The 25,016-nt window shown below is 32.6% G+C and carries 27 protein-coding genes, 1 tRNA gene and 2 pseudogenes; 10 read left to right on the top strand and 20 right to left on the bottom strand.

Features of this window, described 5'->3' with window-relative positions; genetic code table 11:
* The first annotated feature begins 43 nt into the window (after positions 1 to 43).
* Positions 44 to 622 carry a hypothetical protein gene (locus NADRNF5_RS01660; RefSeq protein ID WP_048115006.1) on the top strand — a complete coding sequence of 193 codons (579 nt, stop codon included), beginning with the start codon at positions 44 to 46 and terminating at the stop codon, positions 620 to 622.
* A gap of 1 nt (position 623) precedes the next feature.
* On the opposite strand, the gene hisI is transcribed toward NADRNF5_RS01660, so the two are convergent.
* From hisI to NADRNF5_RS01605, 11 genes are read right to left on the bottom strand one after another with little or no spacing between them, the layout of a single operon-like run.
* Positions 624 to 953: a phosphoribosyl-AMP cyclohydrolase gene (hisI, locus tag NADRNF5_RS01655; RefSeq protein WP_048115004.1), complete on the bottom strand. Its 330-nt coding sequence runs from the start codon at positions 951 to 953 to the stop codon at positions 624 to 626.
* Between the two features lie 22 nt (positions 954 to 975).
* On the bottom strand, positions 976 to 1,779 hold the full coding sequence (hisF, locus tag NADRNF5_RS01650; RefSeq protein WP_048115002.1) for an imidazole glycerol phosphate synthase subunit HisF: 804 nt from the start codon (positions 1,777 to 1,779) through the stop codon (positions 976 to 978).
* Positions 1,776 to 2,483: a 1-(5-phosphoribosyl)-5-[(5-phosphoribosylamino)methylideneamino]imidazole-4-carboxamide isomerase gene (gene hisA, locus NADRNF5_RS01645; protein ID WP_048115000.1), complete on the bottom strand. Its 708-nt coding sequence runs from the start codon at positions 2,481 to 2,483 to the stop codon at positions 1,776 to 1,778. Before hisA ends, hisF begins: the two co-directional genes overlap by 4 nt.
* Complete coding sequence (gene hisH / locus NADRNF5_RS01640; protein WP_048114998.1) at positions 2,480 to 3,085, bottom strand: imidazole glycerol phosphate synthase subunit HisH; 606 nt, start codon at positions 3,083 to 3,085, stop codon at positions 2,480 to 2,482. Before hisH ends, hisA begins: the two co-directional genes overlap by 4 nt.
* Positions 3,085 to 3,672 carry an imidazoleglycerol-phosphate dehydratase HisB gene (gene hisB / locus NADRNF5_RS01635; protein WP_048114997.1) on the bottom strand — a complete coding sequence of 196 codons (588 nt, stop codon included), beginning with the start codon at positions 3,670 to 3,672 and terminating at the stop codon, positions 3,085 to 3,087. The genes hisH and hisB overlap by 1 nt, the downstream gene beginning before the upstream one ends.
* 26 nt (positions 3,673 to 3,698) lie before the next feature.
* Entirely contained in the window at positions 3,699 to 4,673 is a 975-nt protein-coding gene (locus NADRNF5_RS01630; protein WP_048114995.1) for an HAD family hydrolase, read from the bottom strand.
* Positions 4,670 to 5,740 (bottom strand): histidinol-phosphate transaminase, encoded by a 1,071-nt coding sequence (gene hisC, locus NADRNF5_RS01625; protein ID WP_048114993.1) that lies wholly within the window; start codon positions 5,738 to 5,740, stop codon positions 4,670 to 4,672. Before hisC ends, NADRNF5_RS01630 begins: the two co-directional genes overlap by 4 nt.
* A complete protein-coding gene (gene hisD / locus NADRNF5_RS01620) occupies positions 5,737 to 7,008 on the bottom strand; it encodes a histidinol dehydrogenase (RefSeq protein WP_048114991.1) in 1,272 nt (423 codons plus the stop codon). The genes hisC and hisD overlap by 4 nt, the downstream gene beginning before the upstream one ends.
* Positions 7,008 to 7,985: an ATP phosphoribosyltransferase gene (hisG, locus tag NADRNF5_RS01615; RefSeq protein ID WP_048114989.1), complete on the bottom strand. Its 978-nt coding sequence runs from the start codon at positions 7,983 to 7,985 to the stop codon at positions 7,008 to 7,010. Before hisG ends, hisD begins: the two co-directional genes overlap by 1 nt.
* A 38-nt stretch (positions 7,986 to 8,023) precedes the next feature.
* Positions 8,024 to 9,280, bottom strand: coding sequence for a hydroxymethylglutaryl-CoA reductase, degradative (locus NADRNF5_RS01610; RefSeq protein ID WP_048114987.1), 1,257 nt, complete (start codon positions 9,278 to 9,280; stop codon positions 8,024 to 8,026).
* 1 nt (position 9,281) lies between these two features.
* The gene (locus tag NADRNF5_RS01605; protein WP_048114985.1) at positions 9,282 to 10,373 is read right to left on the bottom strand and encodes a PQQ-dependent sugar dehydrogenase; all 1,092 of its coding nucleotides are present in this window, start codon (positions 10,371 to 10,373) and stop codon (positions 9,282 to 9,284) included.
* Positions 10,374 to 10,455: 82 nt separating this feature from the next.
* Between NADRNF5_RS01605 and NADRNF5_RS11005 the strand changes: the two genes are divergently transcribed.
* Positions 10,456 to 10,545: transfer RNA gene (locus NADRNF5_RS11005), tRNA-Met, on the top strand.
* A gap of 1 nt (position 10,546) precedes the next feature.
* Here the strand turns inward: NADRNF5_RS11005 and NADRNF5_RS01600 are convergent.
* Together NADRNF5_RS01600 and NADRNF5_RS11515 are read right to left on the bottom strand one after the other, a co-directional pair.
* On the bottom strand, positions 10,547 to 11,440 hold the full coding sequence (locus tag NADRNF5_RS01600; RefSeq protein ID WP_237089309.1) for a TiaS agmantine-binding domain-containing protein: 894 nt from the start codon (positions 11,438 to 11,440) through the stop codon (positions 10,547 to 10,549).
* A pseudogene (locus NADRNF5_RS11515) lies at positions 11,434 to 11,818 on the bottom strand (hypothetical protein). The gene NADRNF5_RS01600 and the pseudogene NADRNF5_RS11515 overlap by 7 nt, the downstream one beginning before the upstream one ends.
* Before the next feature lie 139 nt (positions 11,819 to 11,957).
* Between NADRNF5_RS11515 and dph2 the strand changes: the two are divergent.
* Positions 11,958 to 12,953: a diphthamide biosynthesis enzyme Dph2 gene (gene dph2 / locus NADRNF5_RS01595; RefSeq protein WP_048114984.1), complete on the top strand. Its 996-nt coding sequence runs from the start codon at positions 11,958 to 11,960 to the stop codon at positions 12,951 to 12,953.
* Here dph2 and NADRNF5_RS01590 read toward each other — a convergent pair whose 3' ends face one another.
* Positions 12,954 to 13,553, bottom strand: a complete 600-nt coding sequence (locus NADRNF5_RS01590; protein WP_048114982.1) for a tetratricopeptide repeat protein — start codon at positions 13,551 to 13,553, stop codon at positions 12,954 to 12,956.
* Positions 13,554 to 13,555: 2 nt separating this feature from the next.
* Positions 13,556 to 14,635, bottom strand: a complete 1,080-nt coding sequence (locus NADRNF5_RS01585) for a zinc-binding dehydrogenase (RefSeq protein WP_048118751.1) — start codon at positions 14,633 to 14,635, stop codon at positions 13,556 to 13,558.
* An 87-nt stretch (positions 14,636 to 14,722) separates the two neighbouring features.
* On the opposite strand from NADRNF5_RS01585, the gene NADRNF5_RS01580 reads away from it, so the two are divergent.
* Both NADRNF5_RS01580 and pheA read left to right on the top strand, forming a co-directional pair.
* The gene (locus tag NADRNF5_RS01580) at positions 14,723 to 15,274 is read left to right on the top strand and encodes an exosome complex RNA-binding protein Csl4 (RefSeq protein ID WP_048114974.1); all 552 of its coding nucleotides are present in this window, start codon (positions 14,723 to 14,725) and stop codon (positions 15,272 to 15,274) included.
* 3 nt (positions 15,275 to 15,277) lie between these two features.
* Entirely contained in the window at positions 15,278 to 16,093 is an 816-nt protein-coding gene (pheA, locus tag NADRNF5_RS01575; protein ID WP_048114968.1) for a prephenate dehydratase, read from the top strand.
* On the opposite strand, the gene NADRNF5_RS01570 is transcribed toward pheA, so the two are convergent.
* From NADRNF5_RS01570 to folP, 3 genes are read right to left on the bottom strand one after another with little or no spacing between them, the layout of a single operon-like run.
* Entirely contained in the window at positions 16,090 to 16,557 is a 468-nt protein-coding gene (locus tag NADRNF5_RS01570; protein WP_048114966.1) for a hypothetical protein, read from the bottom strand. The genes pheA and NADRNF5_RS01570 overlap by 4 nt on opposite strands.
* Positions 16,558 to 16,592: 35 nt before the next feature.
* Positions 16,593 to 18,023 carry an IMP dehydrogenase gene (gene guaB, locus NADRNF5_RS01565; RefSeq protein ID WP_048114964.1) on the bottom strand — a complete coding sequence of 477 codons (1,431 nt, stop codon included), beginning with the start codon at positions 18,021 to 18,023 and terminating at the stop codon, positions 16,593 to 16,595.
* A gap of 30 nt (positions 18,024 to 18,053) precedes the next feature.
* Positions 18,054 to 18,920 carry a dihydropteroate synthase gene (gene folP, locus NADRNF5_RS01560; RefSeq protein ID WP_048118749.1) on the bottom strand — a complete coding sequence of 289 codons (867 nt, stop codon included), beginning with the start codon at positions 18,918 to 18,920 and terminating at the stop codon, positions 18,054 to 18,056.
* Positions 18,921 to 18,953: 33 nt separating this feature from the next.
* Here folP and NADRNF5_RS01555 point away from each other — a divergent pair, with 33 nt between their 5' ends.
* From NADRNF5_RS01555 to NADRNF5_RS01535, 5 genes are read left to right on the top strand one after another with little or no spacing between them, the layout of a single operon-like run.
* Entirely contained in the window at positions 18,954 to 19,691 is a 738-nt protein-coding gene (locus NADRNF5_RS01555; protein WP_048114962.1) for a 6-hydroxymethylpterin diphosphokinase MptE-like protein, read from the top strand.
* 35 nt (positions 19,692 to 19,726) lie between these two features.
* Positions 19,727 to 20,302 carry a hypothetical protein gene (locus NADRNF5_RS01550; RefSeq protein ID WP_048114960.1) on the top strand — a complete coding sequence of 192 codons (576 nt, stop codon included), beginning with the start codon at positions 19,727 to 19,729 and terminating at the stop codon, positions 20,300 to 20,302.
* A gap of 4 nt (positions 20,303 to 20,306) precedes the next feature.
* Positions 20,307 to 21,830 carry a glutamine-hydrolyzing GMP synthase gene (gene guaA / locus NADRNF5_RS01545; protein ID WP_048118745.1) on the top strand — a complete coding sequence of 508 codons (1,524 nt, stop codon included), beginning with the start codon at positions 20,307 to 20,309 and terminating at the stop codon, positions 21,828 to 21,830.
* 8 nt (positions 21,831 to 21,838) lie between these two features.
* Positions 21,839 to 22,192, top strand: coding sequence for a hypothetical protein (locus tag NADRNF5_RS01540; RefSeq protein ID WP_192828338.1), 354 nt, complete (start codon positions 21,839 to 21,841; stop codon positions 22,190 to 22,192).
* A gap of 14 nt (positions 22,193 to 22,206) precedes the next feature.
* Positions 22,207 to 22,470 (top strand): DUF2024 family protein, encoded by a 264-nt coding sequence (locus tag NADRNF5_RS01535; protein ID WP_048114956.1) that lies wholly within the window; start codon positions 22,207 to 22,209, stop codon positions 22,468 to 22,470.
* Here NADRNF5_RS01535 and NADRNF5_RS01530 read toward each other — a convergent pair.
* Both NADRNF5_RS01530 and thsB read right to left on the bottom strand, forming a co-directional pair.
* A pseudogene (locus tag NADRNF5_RS01530) lies at positions 22,467 to 23,332 on the bottom strand (ROK family protein). The gene NADRNF5_RS01535 and the pseudogene NADRNF5_RS01530 overlap by 4 nt on opposite strands.
* 52 nt (positions 23,333 to 23,384) lie before the next feature.
* Entirely contained in the window at positions 23,385 to 24,992 is a 1,608-nt protein-coding gene (gene thsB / locus NADRNF5_RS01525; protein ID WP_048114954.1) for a thermosome subunit beta, read from the bottom strand.
* Positions 24,993 to 25,016: the final 24 nt, after the last annotated feature.

Here is a 25,016-nt window from a genome sequence, read left to right as displayed (position 1 = left end):
TAGTATGAGTAAGGTTTTTAGTGATTTTTAGAAGATTATTTTTATGAGTTTTAACAAAATCATAATTCCAATAACTGTAGGAATAATCCTGATAATAATAGGAATTAGTATTATCATTAATCAAGAATCCAATACAATGGAAGTTGAAGATGTTTTAGATAAAGAATTAAGACCAACAGAAGAGGTCACACCAGAGATCCAAGAAAAATTTGATGAAATTGAAAAAATAAATTTGGAAAATGAATATACACCAAAAGATAGAGAATGGATTACTTCAGGTCCATTTCAAATTGATCGTAGTGAATATGTTCTAGGAGAGAAAATTTTTCTTACGATCGGAGGATTAGGAATTGAGGAAAAAGGACAAGTTGTATTTCTCAGGCCTTTGAATAGTACTCATTATTCTGTTTATTGGACTATTCCTTTTGATGGTGCAAATAAGCCTGCATTCAATTATTATTTGCAACCACAACTTTCAAAAATTAATGGATATTGTACAGTTGATGACTTCATTGGTGATTGGAGAGTGGTGTTTAGAGGAACAGATTATCCAAATTTGGAATTTAGAATTACTGAAGATATTCTTCCAGGCGATGAAGATAGCTATAAGCCTGTATGTTAATTTATTTTTCTAAAGAATTATGAAAACAGATTTTTTCACCCAAATGACATGCAGGGCCTGATGGTTCTACAAGATAAATTATTGCATCATAATCACAATCAACTAAAATTTCCTTAATCTTTTGTGTATTTCCTGATTCTTCTCCTTTCATCCATAATTTATTCCTTGAACGACTCCAAAACCAAGAGTTACCAGTTTTTTTTGCTAATGTCAGAGATTCCTTGTTTGTATAAGCTAGAGTCAAAACATCTTTTGTGTTTGCATCCTGAACAATTACTGGAACAAGACCTCCACTTTTTTCAAAATCTATATCATCAATTGATTTCTGCATATTTGTTAAACAAAAATTGGTTTTATAACCTTACAGGAATGTCTTTTTCTTTTAGAAATACTTTCACACCCTCTACCCCATGAGTTTCATAGTGAAAAATAGAAGCTGCCAAAGCAGCATCTACATTTGTTTTTTTAAATACATCAACCACATCATCTGGTTTTCCACAACCACCAGAAGCAATTACAGGTATTGATACAGAATCCACGATTGATTTTGTAAGTAAAATATCATAACCATCTTTTGTGCCGTCTTTGTCAATACTAGTAAGGAGGATTTCACCAGCACCCAGATGATCTACTTTTTTTGCCCAATGAATTGCATCAATTCCAGTGCCTTTTTTTCCACCATAAATAAAAACTTCAAACCAAAATTTTCTATCATCTTCAGAAAAAATGGTTACATTTTCTTTAATAGTAAAATTTTTTTTAGCATCAATTGCAACTACTACACATTGACGACCAAATAATTCCATTAGTTCAGTTACAAGTTGAGGATTTTTTATTGCACCCGTATTAACACCCACCTTGTCAGCACCATTAAGTAAAATATTTCGTGCGTCCTCTAAGGAATTCACACCACCCCCTACAGTAAATGGAATATCAATGACTGATGCAACTTTTCTAACTAAATCTTTGATTGTTTCTCTTTTTTCATCTGAGGCAGTAATATCTAAAAATACTAATTCATCAGCACCTTCATCACTATACTTTGCTGCCAATTCAACAGGATCACCGGCATCTTTTATTGATTCGAAATTGAGTCCTTTTACTACTCTACCATCTTTTATATCAAGACAAGGAATGATCCTCTTTGTTAGAGTCATTTTATTTTCTTTGCCCCTTCTATTGTAATCTTATTTTCATAAAGAGCTTTTCCAAGTATTACACCATAGGGGTTTTTTTCTTTAACATCTTTAACATCATTAACATTTGATATCCCACCACTTGCAATAATATTTGTTTTTTCAAGATTACAAGCCTGTTCTAAAAATACCAAGTCTGGACCCTCCATAGTTCCATCACGAGTTATATTTGTCAATAAAAATTCTGTAAAACCCATATCAAGAAATTCTTTGATAGAATCAATTAATTTTATTTCAGTCTTATCTTGCCATCCATGAATTACTATTTCACCATCTTTGTGATCAACCGAGATTACAATTTTTTCAGGACCTAAAGATAAAAGTAATTTTTTGAGTAATTTTTTGTCTTTAAATGCCAAAGTACCAATTACGACCCTATCACATATTTTGATCAGATCTAAAATTAATGATTCATCTCTTAAACCTCCAGCAACTTCAACAGGTATTGTAATATGTTCTAGAATTTTCTTAATAATCGGAATGTTCGATCCCAACCCTAAAGTTGCATCCAAATCAACGATGTGCAGCATATCAGCACCATTGACTTCCCATTTTTTTGCAATTTCTATTGGGTCATCACTATACACAGTTTTTTGTTTTGGATCACCCTTGTAAAGTCGAACTACTTGCCCATCCATTAAATCAATTGCAGGAATAATTTTCATTTTTTACACACATCAAGAAAATTCTCAATCATTATTTTTCCAACAGAACTTGATTTTTCAGGGTGGAATTGAGTTCCAATAAAATTGTCTTGCTCAACTACTGCTGGAACTTTAATTCCATAATCAGAGACTGCAGTGATTACACTATCAGAATTAGGTTTTACTCTGTAAGAGTGTACAAAGTAAACCCATGAACCATCATCAACACCCTCAAGGATCTTTCCGGGTCTTTTTATTTCAAGATCATTCCAACCCATATGAGGAACTTTTAGAGATGGAGGTAATACAATTACTTCACCATTAATGACATTCAATCCCTTTTCTTTTCCTTCTTCACTCTTTTCAAAAAACATTTCCATTCCAAGGCAAATTCCAAGTACAGGCATATCCCCCACATAATCTTTGAATTCAGTTTTAGAATAATTTCGAATACTGTTAATAGCAGGATCAAAGTTTCCTACACCCGGAAGCAATAAACCGGAATAATTGTTAGGTTCATCAAAATTTGTAATTACATTTACTGTTGCTCCTGATTTTTCTAAAGAATTTTTTAGGCTGAAAATATTTCCAGCTCCATAATCAAAAATTGCTACTCTGACCATTACATTGAACCTTTAGTACTTGGAATTCCTTTTTGTTTTTTGTCTTTTGTAGATGCATTTCTAAATGCAACAGCAAGTGATTTAATGGCAGCTTCAACTTTGTGGTGATCATTATCCCCATATTTTACAGTAAGATGAATACAACTATTCAGATTTTGCAGTAATGATTGGAAAAAATGTTCAAGATCTTCTTTTGAGACATCTTCAATTTTATTTCGTTTGATTAATAGAGTTGATTTCCAAAAGGGACGCTTTATCAAATCAATAGATGCTTCAGATAGAGATTCATCCATGGGAACTGAGGCATAGCTAAATCTAGTTATTCCGACTCGAGATCCTAATGCTTTGTCAATTGCTTGTCCCAGTGTAATTGCAGTATCTTCAATTAGATGGTGCTCAATCCCATCGTTGGATTTGGCATTAATTTTTAAATCCATCATACCATGTTTTCCAAAAGATACAATTAGATGATCAAGAAAATTAATACCAGTTTTGATGTTTGTTTTTCCAAATCCATCAATATTTACAGATACTTGAACGTTAGTTTCCTTGGTATTTCGATTGATTGATGCTTTTCTGGGGGCCATATTTCTCTCAGACTATAGAATTTGTTTTATTCTAAATTTAATACCTTTGGAAGCAAGTTAATTGAGTCCAACGCCAATATAGCACCATTTCTCTCAAATAACTCAAGTTTTTCTTGAGGATTTTTACTTGTACCTATAATTCCACAAAAAATAGTTTTGTGTCCTAAATCAGTGGATTTCTTTGCCATGATAAAATCCTCCATTGAATCTCCTACATATAATGTGCTAGCACTACTCATACCACTAATTGCATCTAAGAGAGATTTAGGATTGGGTTTTGCTAAATCTCGTGATTCATCTTCAAGAAATATAGAATTTTTTAAATTAAATTTCTGCAATAATTCCTTTAATGAGTATCTAACAGATTCTTTTCCCCTACCAGTAACCATTGCAATTTTTGAATCAAATTTATTTTGTAATTTTTCAAGTAATGAGTCATTTAAAATCACATCATCTTGTTCAATTAAGCCAGGAGCACTAAATTTAGATGGCTTTCTAAATAATTTCTCATATAATCCAGGACCATAAAAAATTTGATCAAAATTTTGATATAAAATATTTTCATGATGTGAACCAGGGTATGATAATTGATTTTTGATTTCAGATATATCAGTTAGATTTTCAATATATTTTTCTACAGACTCAATACCTGTAGAATCAGAATTTTTTATCACATCAAAAATAAAAGTAGAGGGATCTTTTTGTAATTTGTTTGCTGCAAAGAGAGAAATTATTGCAGCGTATGTGAGATCAACTTCATCATTGAATCCACCAGAAGATTTGAATCCATCAATTATTTGAAAATTAACATCTATAGTGTTATTTATTTTTGCAAAAGTTTCTAGAATGTATTTCGTAGTTTTAATTATTGCCAAATCATATGATTTTGTGATGTCAATTAACACACCATCACAATCAAATATCACAGCATCTATTTCATCTAATACATCAATACTTGCTTCATCAATGTAAACCCCATCAGATTTTTTTGTTAAAGTCATCCCAATAAATCACGGATTGCAAGTAAGAACTTTGAATTCATCTCTTTAGTACCTATTGAAACTCTAAGACATCCTTCATGATTGCCAATTTTTCCTAATTTACGAATTGAGATGCCTTGTTCTGCAAGTGCAGTAAATACTCGTTTGTATGAGCCATGAGCATCAAAAAGCACAAAATTGGCCTTGGAATCAAAGACTTCAAAGGAATCATATTTATGGAGATTTTCAATTATTCTCTTTCTTTCAGTTTTGATGTTCTGTACTGCATCATTCATTAGATTTGATTTTTCTAAAGCTAAAATTCCAGATTCTATAGTAATAGTACTTAGAGGGTAGGGATATTGAAGTACACTCATAAAAGTATCAGTGAATTTCTTATTTGCAATAAAATATCCCAATCTAAGTCCTGCCAAACCAAATGATTTTGATAGTGTCTGAACAACAATTAAATTTTCATGAGTTTTTACCATATTGGCAAGAGAGTAATCACTAAATTCTCCATATGCCTCATCAATTATTACAAGACCGTCAAAAGATTTGATGAGTTTTTGTAATCCAGTTTTTGGAAATTGAAATCCAGTTGGATTGTTTGGGGAATCAAGATAAAGAATATCCGCATCTTTTGATTGTTGAATGAAATCTTTTATGTCTAGTTCCATATTATCTGAAAAGGGGATAGCCATCATCGGAATTGAATATAGTTTGCAGCGTTCTTCAAAAAATCCAAATGTAGGGTTGGATGTAAGGACTTTGGTATCTTTTGATGCAAAGTTTGAAAGTATCAAATCTAAAATTTGATCAGAGCCATTTCCTATCCCTATCATTGAAGAAGGAATTTTTATGAACTTAGATATCATGTCAATTAATCTTTCTACCCCTCCCAATGGGTATTCTCTCACATCAGAATTTTTTTTAGCTGATAACAGTATGTCATTTTGAAATTGTTTTGGAATCACATAATTTTCATTTGAATCAAGTTTTACAGCATCTTTGAGTAGTTCAGGTTTTTTATATCCTCCAATTAAAGAATATTTTTTGATTTTTTCATCAAACCAATTTTTTTTCATTGCAATCTACCTCTAACTGATTCATAATGATTGAACAGACCTTCTGATGTTGTTAGAACTTGTAGATGTTTTGAAAGTTTTATCAATGATGATTTTGAGCATTTCACCTGAGTACTTATTTTGATAAAATCCAAAACTGAAAGTGACCCTCGAATTTTTCCAAATCCGTTAGTAGGAAGGATATGATTAGAGCCTAAAACATAGTCACTAGCAGAAGATGGAGTATCATGTCCAAGTAGAATAAGACCAGAAGTGGTTAATTTTGAGGAAATTGATTCAGGATTTTTTGTCATTACTTGCAAATGTTCAGGTGATAAGATATTTGCAAGTTTGACAACATCAGATTGTGTTTTACAAATTGCAATAAATCCATTATTTTTTAGACTTGCTTTTACAAAATTGGCTCTTTGAATTTTTGGTAATAAATCAGAAATTACAGTATTTACAGACTTTGCAAGTTTTTCTGAAGTGGTAATAAGATAGCAAAAAGTATCACTGCTATGTTCTGCTTGTGAAATCAAATCCAATGCAATAAATTTTGAATTTGCAGAACTATCTGCAATAATTCCCAATTCAGTAGGGCCTGCTAGCATATCAATTCCGATTTGTTCACTAACCAGAGATTTTGCAGTAGTTACAAAGGCACCTCCAGGACCAACTATTTTATCAACTTTAGGAATTGTTTTTGTTCCAAAAGATAACGCGGCAATTGCTTGAACACCACCTGTTTTGTAAATTTCATCTGCACCACAAATATCTGCAGCAACAACTGTCAATGGATCAATTTTACCATCAGAGTTTGGTGGAGATACCACTACAATTTTAGGAACTCCTGCAACCTTTGCTGGAATTATCGACATAATGGCAGAACTGGGATATCTGGCCAAACCTCCTGGGATGTAGCAACCAATACTTTGATTTGGAATAAATTTTTTGATGATTTTAATTCCATCATTGTTAATTGTTATGTTTTTTAAGAGAGACTTGATTGTTGATTCAGTTTTTTCTAATCTTCTTTTTGCTAATCGTAATGCATCAAGTTCGGATTTTGATACCTTAGAGTATGCATTTTTTATTTCAACTTTAGATAAACGAAATGAAGAGACAGTTGCGTTACTGAATTGTTTTTCATATTTTCGTATCGCTTTATCACCATTTTTTTTTACATTTTTTAGAATTGATTCAACGATGGACTTGTTTTTTTGAGGCTGTTTTGGAAGGATTTCAGATACAAATTTTTCAATATTAGTTACTTTGATTATTCTCATCAATTTTCTTCGTCACGCTTGATCTCCTCAAGCTCAAGAATTTGGCGGGGTTCGTGAACTACAAGACCTTGAGCAATCTTTCGGAGTTTAGGAATTAGTTTATGAAATTCTTCTTTTTTTATCACTGTGTTTATTCCAAACCATCCTTCTTCACTTAATGGGCTAATAGTGGGCTTTTTGAGTGAAGGCATTTCTGCTAAAAGTTTCTTGAGATTTTTTTCCTCTACGTTTAGGTAAATGTGTAAATATTTTCTACCATGAACTGCACCTCTCATGAGAGTGACAATATCAAATATTTTTTCACGTTTTTTGGGATCTTTTAGAGATTTTTTGTTTACAATCAAATGTGCAGTAGATGTTAGAACCTCATCAACAATTTTGAGTTTATTTTGTTTTAATGTAGTTCCAGTTTCAGTAACATCCATAATAGCATCAACATCCTCAGGTGGTTTTGCTTCAGTTGCACCAAAAGACAGATGAATTTGAACACTTTTGTTTATCCCTAATCTTACCCACGGTGTTACAATTAGTGGATCTTTGGTACCATGATATTTTTTGTAAGATTTTGATTGTTTTAAAAATTTGGAAGCTGTTGTAAGGTATTCTGATGAAATGCGAAGTGTTTTTTTCTTTTTTCCATAATCTGCAATCATATCATCGAGATTTTTATAACGATATTGATCAGGAAAGGCAATTACTAATTTAATTTTTCCATATTCTAAATCTAAAATAGCTTCAACGTCAGAATTTGTTTCTCCTACCCAATCCTTTCCAGTAATCCCAACATCATACAATCCTTCTGCAACCATAGTTGGAATTTCTTGAGGTCTAAGCATCTTTACAATAATACTCGGATCATCCAAGAAGACCCTATAGGTTCTACTCTTTCGATTAACTTTTGTCCAAGATTTTTCTAATAATTTGAAAGTTGCATCTTCTAAACTCCCTTTGGGAATTGCAAATTTTACATCAGTCATTTTCAATTTTTTCACTTTTTAGCTATATAATCGCATGTTTAAATTTGCTCAAGTAATTCTTTAGCCCTATCAAGTGAAATTTTCTTTTCTTCAATCATTTTTTGAACAATATCATCAATTTGTTCAGTAGTAGCTCCTGCTGCTGCGGCCAGATTTCTAGCATGAAGACGCATGTGACCTTTTTGAATTCCCTCAGTTGCAAGAGCACGAATAGCACTGTAATTTTGGGCCAATCCTGTAGCAGTCATCACACATGCAAGTTCTTGTGCAGTTTTTACTCCAAGAACTTTTGTGCAAACTTTGGCTACAGGATGAACATTAGCAATTCCACCAACAATTCCAACTGAGAGGGGAATTTCCAAAGTTCCAACTAAATTCCCTTCATCATCTTTACTCCACTTACTAAGGGAGCGATATCTTCCAGATTCTGCAGCATAAGCGTTTGCAGCAGCTTCTATGGCCCTACTATCTTGGCCAACAGCATTTGCAACAGCAATTGTTCCATTCATAATTCCTTTGTTGTGAGTAACTGCTCGATACACATCATTATCTGCAAATTCAAAGGCCAGGATAATGTTATCAACAACTTCATCTCCTCCAACTGCTTCTTTTTCAAACACTGCTTTTGCCTTTGCAATTCTTCTAGTTGAATAATTTGACAATATACGAAGTAGTGCTCTACCACCAGATATCTTTTCAATTAATGGGGAAACTGCCTCACACATGGTATTTGTAACATTTGCCCCCATGGCATCACCTACATCAATTAAGAGTTCAACAATTAGCATTTTCCCTGAAGGTGCATCAATTTCTTTACAAGAAATCTCTTTGGCACCTTTCCCCATTTTTGATAGAGTGTTACTTTTAGAATTTGCCAAATCTAAAATTTTGTTTTTAGAATTTTCAATTGCTTTGATTGCCGTAGGAATATCAACATCTAAAACTTGTATCTGACCAATACTGTAAGATTCTAGTGCTGAAACTTCAAACCCTCCTTTTATTCGTGCAACTTTTGCACCTTTTGAAGCTGCCGCAATTACTGACGGCTCTTCAATAACCATCGGAACAATGTAGTCTTTACCATTAATCTTGAAATTTGTTGCAATTCCCAAAGGTAAAGAAAATGTACCTATTGCATTTTCAACCATTTTATCTGCTTTATCAAAAGAAATTCCTCCATTATCACTTTGTAAAATTTTAATTTCATCACTAGATAGATTTGCAAAATTTGCTACAATCTCTAGTCTTTCTTTTCTTGTTTTTTCAAATAATTTTGAAATTGATGAATCTGACATTTTATTTTACTATCCTCAATAATTTATCATCCATTCTATCTGGAAAACCTTTGCCATCAGTATTGGAAGTAATTACATAAAGACTTCCATCATTGCCCTCAACTACATCACGAACTCGCCCAATACCACTAAGGATTGATTTTTGTGAACTTAGACCGTCCTCAAAGTCTACTTGGTATAGATTTGCAGATCTCATTGAGGCCATAATAAATGGAAACTCAAAATCAATCTTATCACCAGAATAAAACAAGATACCTCCAGGCTCAATACTAGGGTCATAACACAAAATGGCATCTTCATAATTTTCATTTCCTGAGCATTCCTGTTCAGGCCAACCATAGTTCTTTCCTGCTTGAATAATATTGATTTCATCATTTTTTTCAGGTCCAAATTCTGCTACAAACATGTTTCCATCATCATCCCATGTCATTCCTTGTGGATTTCTGTGTCCTAAAGAGTAAACTGGTGAATCTGGAAACGGATTATCAGTAGGAATTGTTCCATCATCATTTAGCCTTAAAATTTTTCCAGATAAAGAATCAAGTTCCTGTGGAAGGTGTGATGCATCTGAAACTGTTCCGGTGCCAACGTATAATTTTCTATCAGGTCCAAATTTTATAAAACCACCATTAGTAAAAGAAGAACCAGGAATTTTATCAAAAATTATTTCAGCGTCTTGTAATTTATTTTCAGATTCTGTAATTCTCATAATTTTATTCCACAAATTCCCATCTTCTTCATATGTCAAAAATACATAGATGTAATGATTATTTGAAAAATTTGGATGAAGTGTGATTCCCAATAATCCTCCATCAAATACATTTGCAGGACGAAATGCAGCAAGTGGTGATTCTAATAGATTTCCATCTTCAATAACTCTGATGAATCCATCCTTTTCGGTAACAAAAATTCTATTATCTGAAATTGCAATTGCACGTGGTTTGTCAAGATTTTCAGCTAGAATAGTTACAAAATCATTTTGAGAATTAGAAATGGGTTTTGGTAATGGAATAGGATCATTTGGAGATGTTAAAACCAATACGGAAAATATTATAGCTCCAACAACTGCAATGATTTGTATTTTTTTATCCACAGAAAAGTAATCTTTTCAAATCCTATTAATTACTTTCAAGAATTTGATAAAGCGTATATACGGCTGAACTTCATTTATGTTCAGCGGGGTGGGGAAGCCAGACTATTTAGGGCTAGGTCATCCCGGCGGGCTCATAACCCGCAGTTCAGTAGTTCAAATCTACTCCCCGCTACTTAGTTTCTATAAACACAAAACCATGAAAGTGATTTATCAAATTTTGTGGATTTATTGATAATATCTTTCCTTTGTAAAGGTCTTGTAAGATGTCGGTGTGCAGATATTTTTGGAATATACAGTTGTTTTTTAATTTTTCTTGAAATTATACTACTAGTTTTGTTCATGGCTTTTCTGCCACAACGTATACATTGAAATCCTTGATTTTTGCCTTTAGATTTCATTTTTTTATTGCATTTTTGACAAAATGGATTTGATAATGAAATGTTTTTTTCGAGACTAATAATTTCAATGAATTCAAGATTAATAATTCGTGGAAAGTTTTTTGATGCTTTTCGAACTCCACCACCCACACAAATTTTATCACCTTTAATTAAATTTGAAGCAATTGTAGTGATTCCTGTTTCTTTGTAAACAGCACACCAAAACTCATGATTATTTGAATTAATTTTGAAAAAAACATGTCCTCCTTTAACAATTTTAGGACTGTTTGACACTATTCCAGTGATTTTTCCTGAAGCATATGGAAACATGTTTTCAAAATTTAATTCATTTTTCAAATGATCTCCAGTTCCCTGATTTGATTTGAATATCATGTATCCATCTAATTTTTCTTCACTTTTTAGAATCTTAGTTGCATAAAGCAATGAATCAACATTTTCTCCTCTAATACCATAGAAAACAGGATCAGGTCCATGGGGAGTAATTAGAATTCGTCCTTTTTTTGTATCAAAACTATTAAACGTATTTGGAAAAGTTTTTTCTTGCATAACTTTTACACTTGTAGTGGTAATTTTTCTTTCTTTTCCAAATTTTGATCTTTTTCTATAGCTCAAAAGTTCTAAGGTATGATCATGAAAATCATATCCAATTGCTCCAATTGCTCCTACCAATCCCTGACCATTTCCTTTGTAGAAAAAATCAAGATTATTTTTTTAGCAAATTTTTTTGCATTATTTCTATTAATTAATCTCCATAAAGCTAAATTACTAAAATCAATAAAATCAGATGGGATTGAGTCACTTTCAAAAAATACCAAGCCAGGATTTGCTCCATTTTTAACATCAGAGTATTTTGAAACAAGATTTTTTACATCCTTTTTTACATTAGAGGGATTTTTAGTCTTAATTTTTATCGACACTGCACCATTACCTCTAGTTTTCCATGGAATGTTAGGATTAAATCGAATTAATCTTGGAAAATCAAGAAATTCTGTTTTCATTTTTTTGGAGTAAATCAACAATTTTGTAGGCTAGAAATGTAGTGCACATTCCTTTAGGTGAATCAGTATCATCAAAACCAATATTGAGAATAGTTTCTTTTTCCACAACTCATTTTGAAAATAAAGACATTTTTAGTTGTTGGATGGTTCAGTTGATTTAAATTAATAAAGTCACATTCCAAGCTGAATTGATCATTATAGATGAAGAAAGGATTTTCAAAGAAATTGAGAATAAGAATCCAGCATCAGTCTCCTTAAATGGGCCAGACGGGATTCTACCTCAAGTTCAAGAGACTGCCATGAGAATATCAGAGAAATTTGGAATTCCCGCATATGTTTTAGCTGATACCACATGGGGAACATGTGATCTAAATACAAATGGTTCCAAAGTTCTTGGGGCAGAAATTCAGTTCAACATTGGACATACGATTAATACAGAATCATTAGAAGAAAACCTTGTTTTAATTGATGCATTTGATGATGTAGAATTTGATAGTGTTGCAAAAAAATGCCCAGAGATATTAAAAGGGAAAACTATTTCGTTAGTTACAGATAGTCAACATTTACATCAAATTGATAAAGTTGAAAAAATTTTAACTGATAATGGAATCAAAGTCAAAATTGGAAAAGGTAAAGGACAATTAAATGACGGTCAAGTATTTGGTTGTGAATTTTATCCTGCATCACAACTAAAAAAAGAAGTGGATGCGTATGTGTTTTTAGGTCAAAGTAATTTTCATGCTGCAGGAATTGCATTATCTACTAATTTGCCAACATACATTTTAGATCCCTACTTTAATGAAGTTAGAGAAATAACAGAATTTGCTCAGAAATTAAAAAAGCAGGCATCACTTGCGATTTACAAAGCAGCTGAAGCTAAAACATTTGGAGTGATAGTAGGACTCAAAGAAGGTCAGTTATCCAAAGTTTTTGCGTTAAAAATCAAAAAAGAATTAGAAAAAGCAGGAAAGAAGGTTCAGTTATTTGGATTAACTGACATTACAAATGATAGATTACAAAATCTAAAAGGAATTGATGCTTTTGTTCAAGTTGCTTGTCCGAGAATATCTACAGACAATCAGTTTGACAAGCCTGTTTTATCAACCCCTCAAGCAAATGCGCTTCTTAAAATTTTACGAAATGAAAGTATCGAAGAATATCTAGAAATTCCACATTGGTTGTAATTACAATACCAAATTTTTGAATCTAGTATTATCAGATAACTTTGCAAAAGATTTTGATTTTTTTGCCTTTATTTTATATTGCAATCCCTTAGAAATTGCTCTTTCAAGTAAATCAAGTGCTTCATCTATTTTTGAGAGCATTACAAGACTACAAGATTTATCAAATAAGACATCAGCATTTTCTGGATAATCATTCAATATACTATCACAGCAAGATATGGATTCGTTAAATTTTTCCATGGAAAATAAAATTCGTTCTTTGTGGTATAGTGCAATGTTGTAATTTGGATTATTTTTTAGAATTTTATCACATAGAGATAATGCTTCAATAAATTGTCCTAGTTTACGATATGACGAGATTTTATTTACTAATACAGAAAGATCGTCAGGGTAAATTCCCAATGCAGAATCATAGCATTTCATAGCATTTTCAAAATCCTTTAGTTTACTTAGTGCATATCCCTTATTGTTAAGAGAGCTAAGATGTAATGGATTTTCATTTAAAATTTTATCATAATAGATAATTGCTTCTTTTAATTTTCCATGTAAGAATAGCCTGTTTCCCTCATCTAAAATTGAATTTATTTTAGGATCAGACATATTTAATCAGAATTTGGTTTCATGATGATCTTTCCAAACAGTCCTTTACCTGTAAGCATTTTTTTGTGAGCCTCTGCTGCATCTTCTAAAGAGTATACGGAATCAATTATGGATTTGATTTTTCCTTGTGACATCCAATAGAGACCTTGTTCTAATTCAGCCCTTGTTCCTTGAGTTGAGCCTAAAATGTTTATTCCTTTAAAGAAAATATGACGTAGATCAGTTTTTGCATCATATCCTGTAGTTGCACCAGTTGTGACAATGGTTCCACCATAATTCAGTAGTGTTAATTCTTTATTCCAATGATTACCACCAATATGTTCAAAGATTACATCAATACCAGGTATATCACCAAATTGTTTTGGGATTTTTTTTGCAATTGATCTTACTTCTTTATGCCAATCCTCTTTTCTATGATCTACAGCAAAATCTGCTCCAAGTTCTAGTAATTGTTCTAATTTGTCAGGACTTGCAGTTGCAATTACAGTACATCCAAAAAGTTTTGCAATTTGAATCCCATAATTTCCAACACCTGAACTACCGCCCATAATCAGAACTAATTGTCCAGGGTGAATTTTTGCTCTTCCAACTAACATATGCCATGATGTCAGCAATGTCATTGATGCAGCAGCTGCTTGATCATAAGAAACTCCTTCTGGAATTTTTACGACATTGACTTCTGGGAGATGAGTAAATTCACAATACCCTCCCCAAAGAGGACCTGTTTCAAAACCCCAAATAGTTCTCTTTCTACAATCATATTCACGTCCATCAGTACATGCTTTGCAAACTCTACATGACATGTTTCCATGAGACACTACTCTATCACCAACTTTGATGTTTTTCACATCTTTACCAATTTCCACTACTTCACCTGAAGCATCTGTTCCAGAAATGTGAGGTAACGGGATTGCTAATGGTTTTCCCCTCATACCCCAAATATCATCATAGTTTAGTGCTGCTGATTTTACTTTGATGATAACTTCATTAGATTTTGGTTTAGGTATAGGTAGATCTTTGATTTTTAAGATTTTAGAAAAATCATCATTAGTAGTATATTCATCATAGACTAAGGCTTTCATGATTTTTTTGAGAGTTTTGGAGATATATGATTTACCAGCTAATTTCAGACCACAAACAATTATAATCATAAAAACAAAAATCTCAGCATGTCTGAAAATGCAACATTCCCAGGTGACAAAATAGCATCTATTGAAGAATATGAGGCAGGACATAACACCTTTGATGATGGAGACATGGTTAGAGCAGCAACTGTCGGCGAAAAAGACATCAACAAAGAAACACGAATTGCAAACATTAAGCATCCAAAACTTCTATCAATTCCTCAAGTAGGTGACATCATTATTGGGACAGTTGCAGCGGTAATGTCATCTATGATTGCAGTTTCAATTGATTACATTAATGGAAAACCTACCACATCAAAAGTTGAGTGTGTTTGCTCAACTCGAAACTTGAGAATAAGAAATGTTGCACTTGTAAATGACATTGTAAAATTAAAAATTCTGAATCATCTTAACGGTACAATTCATGCAGCAATAAGTGAGCCAGATTTAGGAATATTATTCACAAAATGTAGAAAATGCGGTGGAAAAGTTGTTCCAATGCGCGATGCCATAAAATGTACTGAATGTGCATGGATTGATGAGAGAAAACTTTCTTCTGATTTTGGAAATAGCGATTTCATAAAATTGAGAGAGTAAGAAATGATTCAGGTTTCGTTCCAAGGTGAACGAGGGGCATACAGTGAAGCTGCAGCAAGAGCATTTTTTAACAAAGAAATCAACACTGTTCCACTATCGACATTTGCCGGAGTATTAGAGAATACATCTACAGATAAAACAGAATATTCAATTTTACCAGTAGAGAATTCAATAGAAGGAAGTGTAGGTGAAAGTTATGATTTATTGTATTCCACAGATCTAAATGCTATAGGGGAGATTTATCACAGAATAGAGCATTGTTTGATTGGAATTGGAAAATTAGATGAAATCAATACAGTTTATTCGCATCCACAAGCTTTAGGTCAGTGCAGAAAATTTATTGAAGAACACAATATGAAATCAATTCCAACATACGATACTGCTGGCAGTGTAAAAATTGTTAAAGAGTTAAAAAATAAAAATTGTGCTGGGATTGCAAGTAAGGATGCAGCTGAAATTTATGACATGCCAATTGTTTCAAACAATATTGCAAATAATCTAAATAATTATACACGATTTTTAATTTTGTCAAAAACAACTAGTCCCATTTCAGGCAATGATAAAACATCGATAATTTTCTCCATAAAGCATGAACCAGGCTCACTATTTAGAATCATAGAGAATTTTCATAAAAATAATGTCAATCTCACAAAGATAGAATCCAGACCAACAAAAACTAACACATGGGAATATAATTTCTATGTAGATTTTGAAGGACATAAAGAGGATTCAAAGATCTCAGAAATATTAGAAAAAATAAAACATGATACTCTGTTTATGAAAGTTTTAGGATCTTATCCTTCTGCCAAACTAAGCTAAAATCCTTTTGGTTTTCTTAGTGTAAAACCCATACTAAATCCAATGATTACCATACCAGATGTAATTACCATAAGATCATATGTGAACCATAATGGATCAGAACTTCTGATTAGAACTCCAGTGATTGTCAAATCAGTATTTCCAGTATTTTGAATTGATATCTCTGTTTCACCATCTGCCAAATGAGTCCAATCTAAATTCAACTCTTTTTTGTAAGAAGTAGTTGGAATTTGTAAACCATCTGCAGGACTAGAAAATTTAAGATCAAATGCATCACCAATTATTGTCATAGTTTGTCTCGTACTTGCAGGGGCAGGAATTTTATAGTGAGTTGAATCGCCAACAGCTACAACATAATTTTCATTTACAGTGATTGTACCAATATGTAAAATTAAAGAATATCCACCTATTGCAATAATTACACTACCGACTACCAGTCCTATGATAGTTCTTTTGGATAACATGTTTGAATTGTTTCAGATACTGCTTAAAAAATTATCTACATCAAAGAAACATCATGAGGCTGGCTTTCTGCAAACCCAGCTCTTGACATTTTGATAAATTCTGCATTTTCTTGCATTTGTGGAATTGAATGTGCACCACAGTAACTCAAACCAGAACGAACTCCACCAGTTAGTTGTTTTAGAATATCAGTAACTGTACCTTTGTAAGGAACCATGGCTTCAACCCCTTCTGCAACATAATCATTTAGATCATCATCAAGTGATATTGAGCCTGTTTCTTTTGATTTTCTGCCAATTGATGCAGCTAAAGAAGCCATTCCACGATAAACTTTGAAGCGTTTCCCATTTTTAGTCAAGACAGTTCCAGGAGATTCATCAGTTCCGCCTAGCATACTGCCAACCATTACAGATGAAGCACCAGAAGCTAATGCTTTAGTTGCATCACCAGAAGTTCTTGTACCACCATCAGAAATTATTGGAATTCCATATTCCTTTCCAATTTTTGCACAATCCATTACTGCAGTTAATTGTGGAACACCTGAACCCGTAATTACTCTAGTAATACAAATTGAGCCAGAGCCAACACCAACCTTTACAGCATCAACACCTGCTTTAATCAAATCTTCAGCACCTTGAGCAGTTGCAATGTTTCCTGCAATTAGTTCACAATTTGGAAATGCTTTTTTGATATTACGAATTGTACTCATTGCATTTTCACTATGACCATGTGCAATGTCTACAACAAGTACATCAGCACCTGCTTCTAAGAGAGACTCACTTCGTTCTAAAAAGTCACCTTTTACACCAACTGCTGCTCCAACTAATGGGCGACCTTTCTTATCTTTTGAAGCATTTGGAAAATCTGCATTATTTGTAATATCCTTACTTGTAATCAGTCCTTTGATAATTCCTGAATCATCAACTATAGGTAATTTTTCAATTCTATGTTGATGCAAAATTTCTTTAGATTCATCTAGGGAAACTCCAAATTTTGCAGTTACGACATCCTTAGTCATAATATCTTCAATTCGAAGTTTAGGATCAGCAAATAATAGATCCCTCTCAGTTACTATTCCAATTAGTTTTGAATTCGAGTCAACTACTAAAAGACCAGAAATTTCCATATCATTTGCATAGTCAAGAGCATCTTGAACTGACTTGTCAGAAGTAATAGAATATGGGTTTTCTATCATTATACTTCCTGAACGCTTTACTTTTAGAACTTCATGTGCTTGTTCTTCTATAGTCAAAAATCTGTGAATAATACCGATACCCCCAGCACGAGCCATGGCTACAGCCATAGACGACTCTGTTACAGTATCCATATTTGCACTCACAAATGGAATGTTTATTGTGATATTTCGAGATAATTTTGTACTTAGATCGGTTTGACTTCTACTTGTAATATCTGAATATTTGGGTACAAGAAGAACGTCGTCAAAAGTTAATCCTTCTTTGAATTCCAATGAAACCTTGTTAAGAAAGTTGAATATTGATTATAAGCCTTTGTGTTGTTTTGATAATTTTGATGCTATAGTTATTGCATCTCTGGTTGCCTGGACATTATGAGTACGAATAATGTCTGCCCCATTAATTACAGAGATTGCCTCTGCTGCAATAGATCCAAATAATCGATCAGCGGGATTTTCTTTTTGTAAAATATTCCCCAGAAAAGATTTGTTAGATACTGAAATTAAAATAGGGAAATTTTGTTTTATAGATTTCAAGTTTTGAATAATTGCTAGATCCCTTTTTACCCAATCAGATTTAATTTTGGTAAAAAATGGCCCTTTTCCTGTTTTTCTAAAAAATCCAATAGCAGGATCTAATACAATTTTCTCTGATGAAACATGAGAATCTTTGGCAATTTTCAAGCTTTCTCTAAAAAGTTTTTTTGTTGTTGGCACAGGATTACCTGAAACTGTTTTAGAATCATATGCACATAAAATTAGTGATGGAGAAAACTCTGATACCACTTTTCGCATTTCTTCATCATACTTTAATCCTGAAATATCATTAATTATTTCAACCCCATGCTCCAAAGCATCTTTTGCGACAATAGCTCTACAGGTATCAACAGAGATTGGAAGATTAGAGACATTCTGAATTATTTTAATTGCAGAAAGAATTCTTTTGGATTCAGTTTTTTCAGATATTATTGTAGATAGATAGGGTGCAGTAGACATTCCGCCGACATCAATAAAATCAGCACCATAATTTTCCATATCTTTTATTGAGTTTTTGATCTGAATTGTACTTGTATAGATAGATTTTTTGTAAAAAGATTCAGGACTTGTGTTCAAAATCCCCATAATACGTACAGGGTTTTTTCCACCTACGCCTACATTTGCAATTTTTGCCACATGGTTTATCAAATCTAATGCAATTTGAGTCATATGATGCTTTTAGGTTGGAAAAAGAGATACTCTGATATTTTAAAGGAATTTAATTATTCAGAAAAAAAAGATTCAGAATCAGCAATTGTGTTAAACTCTCTTTTAAAAAAATCAAATACCATTGAAAAAATTATTCGATTAATTGAAGGAAATACTGTTTTTGTTATTGGTTCGGGCCCCTCATTATCAACTTCAATTCCAAGATTAAAAAAATACGGAAAATCAATAAAAATTGCTGCTGATAGTGCACTAAAACCACTTGTAGAAAATGGAATAATTCCAGACATCATAATTACGGATTTAGATGGAGATGAAGCAACTATGGAAAAAATTGCAAAAACAAAATCTATTTTTGTTGTACATGCACATGGTGACAATATTAAAAAATTAGAGCTTGTAAAAAAATTTAAAAATTGTATTGGCACAACACAATCAAAACCTTTTAGTAAAATTCAAAATTTTGGAGGATTTACTGATGGGGATAGAGGAGTTTTCCTAGCTAATTATTTTAATGCAAGAAAAATCATTTTATTTGGAATGGATTTTGGGAATAAAATTGGTAAATTTTCTAATACAAAGAAAACAGAAAGGAAAACAAAACTACAGAAATTAAAAAGAGGAGAAAATCTTTTAGAATGGTTATCAACTTTTACAAAATCAGAATTATTTACCACATCAAAGTCAATTCAAGGATTTAAAAAAATATCATACAAAGAACTTGATATTATAATTACCTAGAATGCATTTAATACCCATCCCTCATTAATCAAATTATGAAATTTTCAGCAGAGCAGGTAAAGGGAATTGCTGCTTTGAAAGAAAGTTTGATCGAGCAAATTGATAAACATCAAGAATCCATTGAAATGCTAGAAAAAAACATCACAGTTTTAGATTCATTCCTTAAGGATTCTAGTTTTACAAAAGCCTCTCAGTTAGAAATTAGAAAAGATGTTGAAATTCAACCTGAACCTAAAAAAATTGAAAAACCTGTAGAAAATTCAATTCCAATTAAAAGAGTTAATGATGGCAAAATAATTGCCAATGCATTTGTAACACCAGAACAACTATCCATAGTTTTAGACAATGAAATTGAGATAAATGCAGATACTCCACCATTCAAATCATTCTTTTTAGATAGAATAATTGGAGAAATGAAGAAGAAGGATTTTCAAGAAGCAGAAAACGGGAAAATCCAAAAGGAATCAGTTATTGATTACATAATCAACAAGAATGGAACAGATATTCGAGAAATTATAATTAAAAACTACAGACAAAAAGAAAGAGTCAACGAGTTAATCAACACAGCAGGATGGTCATTAACTAGAATGCTTGAAAATATCAAAAAGTGATAACATGGATAAAATTGTAGTTTTAGATTTTGGCTCACAGTACAGCCATTTGATTTGCAGAAGAATTAGAGAGTTTTCAGTTTATGCGGAACTTGTACCTTTCGACATTACTTATGAGGAATTGCAGAAACTCAATCCAAAAGGAATAATTTTCTCAGGGGGCCCATCAAGTGTTTATAGTTCAGATGCTCCAGTTCCTGAAAATAAAATATTTGAAATGAATTTACCGCTTCTTGGAATTTGTTATGGTCATCAATTAATTGTAAATAAGTACGGTGGCAAAGTAAAAAGAGCAAATAAAGAATACGGTTCATCGTTACTCACAATAGATAATGATAAAGATCTTCTAAATGGAATTGGAGAATCAGTTAGAGCATGGATGAGTCACGGGGATGAAGCAGAACAAATTCCACCTGGATTTCAGGTAATTGGACATACTGAAGGTGCAAAAGCTGCTGCTATTGCATCAGAGGATCAATCTATTTACGGAATTCAATTTCATCCTGAAGTAGTACATACAGAGCAAGGAACTGAAATTCTTAAGAATTTTGTTTTAAAAGTTTGTGGAGCAAAACAAGATTGGACTATGGAGGGATTCATAGATTCAGCAGTAGAGAAAATTTCTAAAATTGAAGGAAATGTATTATGTGGAGTAAGCGGTGGGATAGATTCAACGGTAGTTGCACTATTAATTCACAAAGCAATAGGTGATAGACTAAAGTGTGTTTTTGTAAATAACGGGTTATTACGATTAAATGAAGAAAAAGAGATTGAGGAAATGTTCAAAGATAATTTCCAAGTTGATTTCACTTCAATTGATGCTGCAGAACAATTTCTTGGAAAACTAAAGGGAGTAGAAGATCCAGAAAAGAAAAGAATGATCGTAGGAGAAGAATTCATTCATGTTTTTACTGAATTTGCTGAGAAAAACGGTCCTTTCAAATGGCTAGCTCAAGGAACATTATATCCAGATGTTATTGAAAGTGGAGTTTCAAAAGGGCCTGCAGCAGTAATAAAATCTCATCATAATGTAGGTGGATTACCAGATTGGCTCAATTTAGAAATTTTAGAGCCATTAAGAGAATTGTACAAAGATGAAGTAAGAAAGATTGCAAAAATCCTTCAAGTTCCAGAAAAACTTTTCATGAGACATCCATTCCCAGGACCAGGACTAGCTGTTAGAATTATTGGAGAAGTTAATCCAACTAAGCTAAAGATTGCAAAAGTAGCCAGCAGAATTGTTGAGGATGAATTACTAGAGGCAAATTTGTATGATAAAGTTTGGCAAGCATATGCTGCTGTAGGTGACGATAGGGCAGTAGGAGTTGTGGGCGATGAGCGCAGATATGGCAATATCGTGATGATTAGGGTTGTTGATTCAATTGATGCAATGACAGCTGATTGGACTAGACTACCACATGGTCTGTTAGAAAAGATGAGTAATAGAATAACAAATGAAATAGAAGATGTTACTTGGGTAACATATACAATTTCAAGCAAACCTCCTGCAACAATTGAACCACAGTAGGGATAATTTTGGAATATGAAAAAATTTGTGATTATATTTTAGAATGTGATAAAAAGATCAGATATGTAGGCGTTTATGATTACGGTGAACTCTATGATAAAATGAAAGAAGGATTACAAAGTCATTTATCAAGAGAAGAAACTGAATTGTCATTATCTCAAGCAGTTTATCGATGGTCTACACGAAAGAAAACATCAGAAAAAATTGGTAAGCCAATTTTTGCATTAGCAAAATATGAGAAAATATTTCGTATAACAATTCCTATTGGTGGGGCAGGATTGATTTTGATTAGTACGGAGTTAGATGCAGATGTTATCGAGATAGTAGATAAAATAATAAAAATTAAAAATAAATATTCCTAAAATTTTTAATTGATATGGATTTTCATGTTTTTGACACATATGTAAAAGCTAAAGATGGTCATACAATGCATTTTGATGTAGTTACAGATACTAGCGATACAGAAAAAGCAATTTCATTTGCAAAAGAGTGGTTAAACGGAATCGGGGAAGAAACTGCAAAGGTAACTACAGAAGAATGCAGGTTTTGTCACACACAGTCAGTTCCAGAAGATATGGAAATTGAAATTATGACTAATGGATACTATATCCAAAAAATAGACGGATGTCCAAAAGATTAAGTTAAAAGAGCTGCACCATATACACCTGCAGAATCGCCTAATTTATTTTTCAAAATCGGCGTATCAACTAAATCTGAAAATACTTTATCATAAACTGATTTTTTTCCCTCGGTGTATAAAAAATCAATATTTGATAATCCACCACCCAGAACAATTGCATCAGGATCTAAAATATCAATTACATTTGCAAGAGCATATCCAAAGTTTTCTAGAAACTCTTCTTTCCATTTCTTGCCAATTTCATTATCAATTTCAGATATAATCTCAATCATAGACATTGATTTACCAGTTTGTTTTGCCCATTCTTTTTCTAATGAAGGCCCACTGATGTAAGTCTCAACACATCCATTTTTTCCACAATAACACAAATTCCCATTACGGTGTAAGATGTGATGCCCCCATTCCCCTGCAATATTGGTTCTACCAGAATGGAGTTTTTTATCAATTACAATACCGCCGCCTACTCCTGTACCCATAATTACACCAAAAACTAATCCGAAATTCATTGCAGCCCCCATCTTTGCTTCTGCCATAGCAAAACAATTAGCATCGTTTTCAATAGAAATTTTTTTCCAATTTTATTTTCTAGATCTTTTTTTATTGGTTTACCAATCAAGCAATGAGTATTACTGTTTTTGATTAATCCAGTTTTATTAGAGATTGCACCGGGTGTACAAACACCAATAGAAAAATCAGAAATATTTTCAGTTAGTTCTGAAACTAAAGATGAAATATTGCCAACTATTTGCTCATAATCATTTTTTGGTGTTTGAACTCTTTTTCTTTCTAAAACGTTAAGATTCTCATCAAGTAAAATTACTTCAGTTTTAGTTCCACCTAAATCTACACCAAGTTTGTACATTAGTAATTTATGAAGATTGGAAGGTTTTAGTTTTAACTAAATTATGCATCTATTACATTCCGCCACCGGGGGCACCAGATGTAGCGATTACATCATCAATTCTTAGAATCATACATGCTGCCTCAGTTGCTGATTTGATTATTTGCTCTTTAACTGCAATTGGCTCTATAACATTAATTGCCATCATATCTGCAATCTGTGTATTTCTAGCATCAATTCCAGTCCATTTACGACCTTGATTTTGTTTTGCACGTAGATTAGCCATAGTGTCAATAGGATCCATTCCTGCATTTTCAGCAATAGTTAATGGGATTACCTCCAAAGCTTCTGCATATTTTTTAATTGCAAGTTGCTCTTTTCCATCAAAATTATCTGCCCAGTCTTTTAGTAATGATGCAGCATATGCTTCAGGAGCACCACCGCCTGCAACGATTTCAGGTTTTTGTACTACATCTTTTACAACCATTAAAGAATCATGAATTGAGCGATCAACTTCATCAATAACTCTTTGAGAGCCACCACGAATCAACATAGTAACAGATTGCGGATGCTTGCAACCCTCAATGAATACCCATTTATCAGATTCAACTTTCTTTTGATGAGCTAATTTTGCAGAACCTAAATCATTTTCTGAAAGATCATCAAGATTACTAATTACTCTACCACCTGTTGCTTTAGATAATTTAATCATGTCACTTTCTTTAACACGACGAACTGCCATAATTCCATATTTTGCAAGGTAATGTTGTGCAATATCATCAATTCCTTTTTGACAAATCAAAACGTTAGCACCAACATCATGTAATTTATCAACCATAGATTTTATCATTCTATTTTCTTCTTCTAAGAACATCTGCATTTGAGTTGGGTCTGTAATTCTAATTTCAGAACTCATTTCAGTTTTTTCAATTTCTAATGCAGAATTAATTAATGCAATATGTGCATTTTCGATTTTTGTAGGCATTCCACTATGAACAATTTCTTTGTCTAAAACAATTCCTTTTACAATTTGTGTATCTTGAATAGAACCACCTGATTTCTTTTCAACCTTAATATTTTCAAGATCGACAGAATAAACATCACCTTTCTTAGTAGCAATGCTGAGAATTGCGTCAACTACAATTTTTGATAGAATACCGCTGTCTTCAGAGATTAATTTTGATTGCATACTTGTTGTTGCAATTTTCATAAGAGATTCTCTATCATCAGGTAGAACTTTTTTTGCTAATTGAGAGTAAATTTCAAGAGTTTTGTCAGCTGCTGCTTGGAAACCATCTACAATGGTTGATGAATGAACATCTTTTTTGAGAAGATCTTCCGCGCGTGCCAATAGTGCACCTCCAAAAACTACTGAAGATGTTGTACCATCTCCAACCTCATTATCAACAGTTTTAGAAATTTCAACAATCATTTTTGCTGCTGGATGTTGAACATCAATTTCTTTAAGGATGGTTGCCCCATCATTTGTAATAGTAACATCACCTAAGGAATCAACCAACATTTTATCAAGGCCTCTAGGTCCAAGGCTGCTTTTTACTAATTCTGCAACCAATTTTGCTGCTGCAATGTTATTCTGCTGTGCGTCTTTACCTTTTTGCTGTAGTGCACTTTCTTTGAGAACTAAAACAGGTCCATTTGGTCCTTGTTGAATTGATGCCATTTAGATTCAGCTTCAATCCCCTGA

The sequence above is a fragment of the Nitrosopumilus adriaticus genome (assembly GCF_000956175.1).
Taxonomy (GTDB): domain Archaea; phylum Thermoproteota; class Nitrososphaeria; order Nitrososphaerales; family Nitrosopumilaceae; genus Nitrosopumilus; species Nitrosopumilus adriaticus.
Note: the sequence above shows the minus strand (reverse complement) of the source record. Positions and strands in the feature narration are given on the sequence as shown.